This is a genomic window from Caulobacter sp. B11 (genome assembly GCF_002737765.1).
GTDB lineage: Bacteria > Pseudomonadota > Alphaproteobacteria > Caulobacterales > Caulobacteraceae > Caulobacter.
Window position 1 is genome coordinate 1 of sequence record NZ_PEGG01000330.1, and the last position, 3,767, is coordinate 3,767.

The 3,767-nt window shown below is 65.0% G+C and carries 4 protein-coding genes and 1 pseudogene; 3 read left to right on the forward strand and 2 right to left on the reverse strand.

The genetic code is table 11. The features are described from left to right. Positions 1-65 precede the first annotated feature (65 nt). Both CSW58_RS12130 and CSW58_RS12135 read left to right on the forward strand, forming a co-directional pair. On the forward strand, positions 66-263 hold the full coding sequence (locus CSW58_RS12130) for a hypothetical protein (protein ID WP_099447457.1): 198 nt from the start codon (positions 66-68) through the stop codon (positions 261-263). Between the two features lie 91 nt (positions 264-354). Further along, a complete protein-coding gene (locus tag CSW58_RS12135) occupies positions 355-915 on the forward strand; it encodes a hypothetical protein (RefSeq protein WP_236627813.1) in 561 nt (186 codons plus the stop codon). Between the two features lie 1,045 nt (positions 916-1,960). Here CSW58_RS12135 and CSW58_RS12140 read toward each other — a convergent pair. After that, on the reverse strand, positions 1,961-2,209 hold the full coding sequence (locus tag CSW58_RS12140; RefSeq protein WP_201721662.1) for a Flp family type IVb pilin: 249 nt from the start codon (positions 2,207-2,209) through the stop codon (positions 1,961-1,963). Then, on the reverse strand, positions 2,125-2,529 hold the full coding sequence (locus tag CSW58_RS12145; RefSeq protein ID WP_099447459.1) for a (deoxy)nucleoside triphosphate pyrophosphohydrolase: 405 nt from the start codon (positions 2,527-2,529) through the stop codon (positions 2,125-2,127). The genes CSW58_RS12140 and CSW58_RS12145 overlap by 85 nt, the downstream gene beginning before the upstream one ends. A gap of 322 nt (positions 2,530-2,851) precedes the next feature. Between CSW58_RS12145 and CSW58_RS12150 the strand changes: the two are divergent. Next, positions 2,852-3,767: pseudogene (locus CSW58_RS12150) on the forward strand (DEAD/DEAH box helicase); the annotation flags it as partial.

Here is a 3,767-nt window from a genome sequence, read left to right on the forward strand (position 1 = left end):
GGCATAAAGTACGCCTCGCGGACTCGCTGTCAAGCAATCCGAGGGTTCCATAAAGGAACCTTTATATGAAATCCCAACCCCGCCGTGTGGTTCGTCACCTCTCGTTTGAGGAGGCGGTCCAGGTCTGGCTGCGCTTCTGGTCGGGTGAATATCAGGACCGGATCGCGGCCTATTTTGACGTCAATCCGGGCCGCGTGAATGAGGTGGTCAAGGAGCGCAAGCACCTAGGCAGCCGTCAGGCAGCTTCGGCTTTGAAGGGTTAGCCTTCTTTGGGCGCGGGCTTCGGCTCGCGCCTTTTCTTCAGCGGCTCATGCGGTTTGTAGAGAATGTTCACGAGCCCTAACCAGGACGACGTTGAACGCGTCCTCGTCTCATCTTTCGTCTTCAGAAGGTTCATCGATCATGACTTCGAGACTTCCCGAGCTGCAGGGCGAGGGGCTGGAAATCTGCACCGCAATTGGCGTCCTTACACTAGCGGCTGTTTCCCTCGAAAAAAGCCTCGTCAACCTTCTCAGCGCACTCGGAAAGATATCGTTCGAGCGCTCTAGATCGCTATTCTATTCTACCGTGTCGGCGAAGGCGCGCTTGGATATGACGAGGTCCCAGATTGAGCACTCTGGCGTACCCGATGGTGTGAAGCGAGCAGCAACCAAGGCGCTCGATAAGGCGAAGAAGCTTACCGATCGTCGGAACGAGATTATTCACGGGGATATTCAAACCAACACCCTTGGGCGGTTTACCCTTACCTCCCGAATGACCGCCACCGCTAAGCCGATTCGACAGCGCCTAATCACCTCCAGCGAGGTGTGGGAACTGGCTGACGAATACGCTACACTATTTGATTACATGGACGAGCTGTCATCAGATATTTCGTTTCCTTTGATGCGGAATTCATGGACAGGAAAATACCCGTGACCGCCGCCTCTATGTCGCCGACAACTGATAGCCAACATCGCGATAAAGAGCCTCAACCCCTAAACCCGCGACACACACCCTTTATCGATAATCATCAAACACCCACCCCGCATCCGCCACGGATGGGCGCTCGCCTTAAACCCTTGGTGGAATTGGAGCTCTGGGGTCAGGCCGTGTCAATGACGACGCGTCGCGTCGCCGCGACGCGGCCGCCAGAGGCGGTCATTGACACGGCCTGACCCCAGAGCAAGCTCGCCTCCAAGGCTTTAGGGCGCGGCCTGCCCCGGCGGGCGTTCTTTCAACGCCAAGAGCGAGCCCCCTTCCCCCTCGATGGGGGAAGGGTCGGGGATGGGGGTGATGCGGCGGGTGATGACGCGCACGGAGCCCTTGGCTGGCGTGGGAGTCACCCCCATCCCAACCCTTCCCCCATCCAGGGGGAAGGGCTCAGAACGGGGACCCGCCGCGCTCCACCCCCGGTGACGCCGCCGCAAACCCCAACAAACTCAACGCCCTGCAAATAGTTCGAGCGCGCCCATCAGACGCGCTGAAACCGCCCGTAGACTTCTCGCCATCCCGTCGCGAGGGAGAGGGCTCTTGGATCCGGCCCGAGACGCGCGGCGGGTCGTGGTCGAGCGGGGCCGCCGGAGTCGCGGATGCGGGGCCGGACGGCTTGATCGGAGGGCGGGTGACGTAAACCCGCCTATCGGGAGGTCCGTCGGAGGACCCCCGCCCGCCCGAAGGTTCGCTCCGGGTCTCCGGGTCGATCGGGTTTGCAGCCTTCGGGGCTGGGTCCGGTCGCGAAGGATCAAGGCCTGGGTGGGGCAAAAGGCTGAACAAGGCCTGCGCGCCCCGGCCAGAGGGATAACGACCGCGCGGGGCGTCCAGCTTCGTCGAAACGGTACTTTTCATGCACAGCCTCCGGACGCGGTCCGGACGCCCCGCGCCTCTCCTGCCTTCACCCGCGCCGCGATCCGGCGCGGCGGTGCCGCCGTGCGCCGGGTATCGGCCTCGCCTTGAATTTCGGGAGAGATCTGAAGCTCTGGACTCAGCTGCCGCTGGTGCTGACCACGGCCGTGCCCGCCTTGTCGAAGCTGACCTTGATGGCGGCGCTGAGGGCGCTGACGGCGCTGATGATGGCCACGCAGATCAGGGCGACGATGACGCCGGTCTCGACGGCGGTGGCCCCGGACTCGTCGCGCCAGAAGCGGCTCAGAGCAGATCGCGCAGCCAGGCGACCAGCGGCACGTCGGCCGGCGGCATCGGATAGTCCGCCAGCTTGTCGGGCTTCACCCATGCCAAGGCCTCGTGCTCCTTGCGCGTAACCAGGCCTTCCCAGCGGCGCAGAAGGAAGAGTGGCATCAGGAGGTGAAAAGACTCGTAACCGTGGGATGCGAAAACAAACGGCGCAAGGCAGGCTTGAGCCACCCGGATCCCCAGCTCCTCGTCCAGTTCGCGGATCAGGCACTGCTCGGGCGTCTCGCCCGGCTCGACCTTGCCGCCGGGAAACTCCCACAGCCCGGCCAGGGCCTTGCCCTGGGGCCGCTGGCAGATCAGCACGCGGCCGTCGGCGTCGATCAGGGCGGCGGCGGCGACGAGGAGGGTGGGCTTGGTCATCGGACGGGTTTGGCGCGGGGCGGTCGCGGTTGCAAGAGGCCGATCGGCTCGAAACCCAACCCGCGAAAGGCCCCTCCACGCGCCCGCGACCTCCCGCCCCTTGACTTCGCACCTGCAATAAACGATGTAAGCCCCGCGCCATCTGGCGCTATCGGCGCTCCAGTCGCGTGAAGGTCCCTCTTGGACCGGCCTGTCGAGCGCCCTGAAACTTTCCATAAGACCGCCCGGGCCACGCGGGGCGCTCCCAACCGACCCGTCCCATGGACGCGCCGCGCGAGGACCGCGCGCGCCGTCATGCGGCACTGTCTGAAAGACACCCGACTTGACTCAATTTACCGACCTTGGCCTGGCCAAGCCGCTGCTCAAGGCCCTGACCGACAAGGGCTACACCACCCCGACCCCGATCCAGGCGCAAGCCATCCCCACCGTCCTGTCGGGCCGCGACCTGCTGGGCATCGCCCAGACCGGCACCGGCAAGACCGCCGCCTTCGCCCTGCCGATCCTGCACCGCCTGGCCGAGAACAAGAAGCCGGCCCCGCGCCGCGGCTTCCGCTGCCTGGTCCTGTCCCCGACCCGCGAACTGGCCACCCAGATCGCCGAAAGCTTCCGCGACTACGGCAAGCATATGGGCCTCAGCGTCGCCACCATCTTCGGCGGCGTGAAGTACGGCCCGCAGATGAAGGCCCTGGCGGCCGGCGTCGACGTGGTCGTGGCCACCCCGGGCCGCCTGATGGACCACCTGGGCGAAAAGAGCGCCATCCTGTCGGGCGTCGAGATCTTCGTGCTCGACGAAGCCGACCAGATGCTCGACCTCGGCTTCGTGGTGCCGATCCGCAAGATCGCCAGCCAGCTGCCCAAGGAACGCCAGAACCTGTTCTTCTCGGCCACCATGCCCAATGAGATCGGCAAGCTGGCCGGCGAACTGCTGAAGAACCCGGCCCAGGTCTCGATCACCCCCTCGGCCACCACGGTCGAGCGCATCGACCAGTCGCTGATCTTCATCGAGGCCCAGCGCAAGCGTCCCCTGCTGGCCGAACTGCTGGCCGACAAGGCCGTCGAACGCTCGATCGTCTTCACCCGCACCAAGCGCGGCGCCGACCGGGTGGCCAAGTATCTGGTCGCCCAGCGGCATCGAAGCGGCCGCCATCCACGGCGACAAGACCCAAGGCCAGCGCGAGCGGGCCCTGGCGGCCTTCAAGGCCGGCGAGGTCAAGGCCCTGATCGCCACCGACATCGCG

Bases quoted from the DNA above. Each gene is read 5' to 3' on its own strand.
- CSW58_RS12130 (WP_099447457.1), top strand. From the start codon at position 66: ATGAAATCCCAACCCCGCCGTGTGGTTCGTCACCTCTCGTTTGAGGAG.
- CSW58_RS12140 (WP_201721662.1), bottom strand. From the start codon at position 2,209: ATGGGTGAAGCCCGACAAGCTGGCGGACTATCCGATGCCGCCGGCCGA.
- CSW58_RS12145 (WP_099447459.1), bottom strand. From the start codon at position 2,529: ATGACCAAGCCCACCCTCCTCGTCGCCGCCGCCGCCCTGATCGACGCC.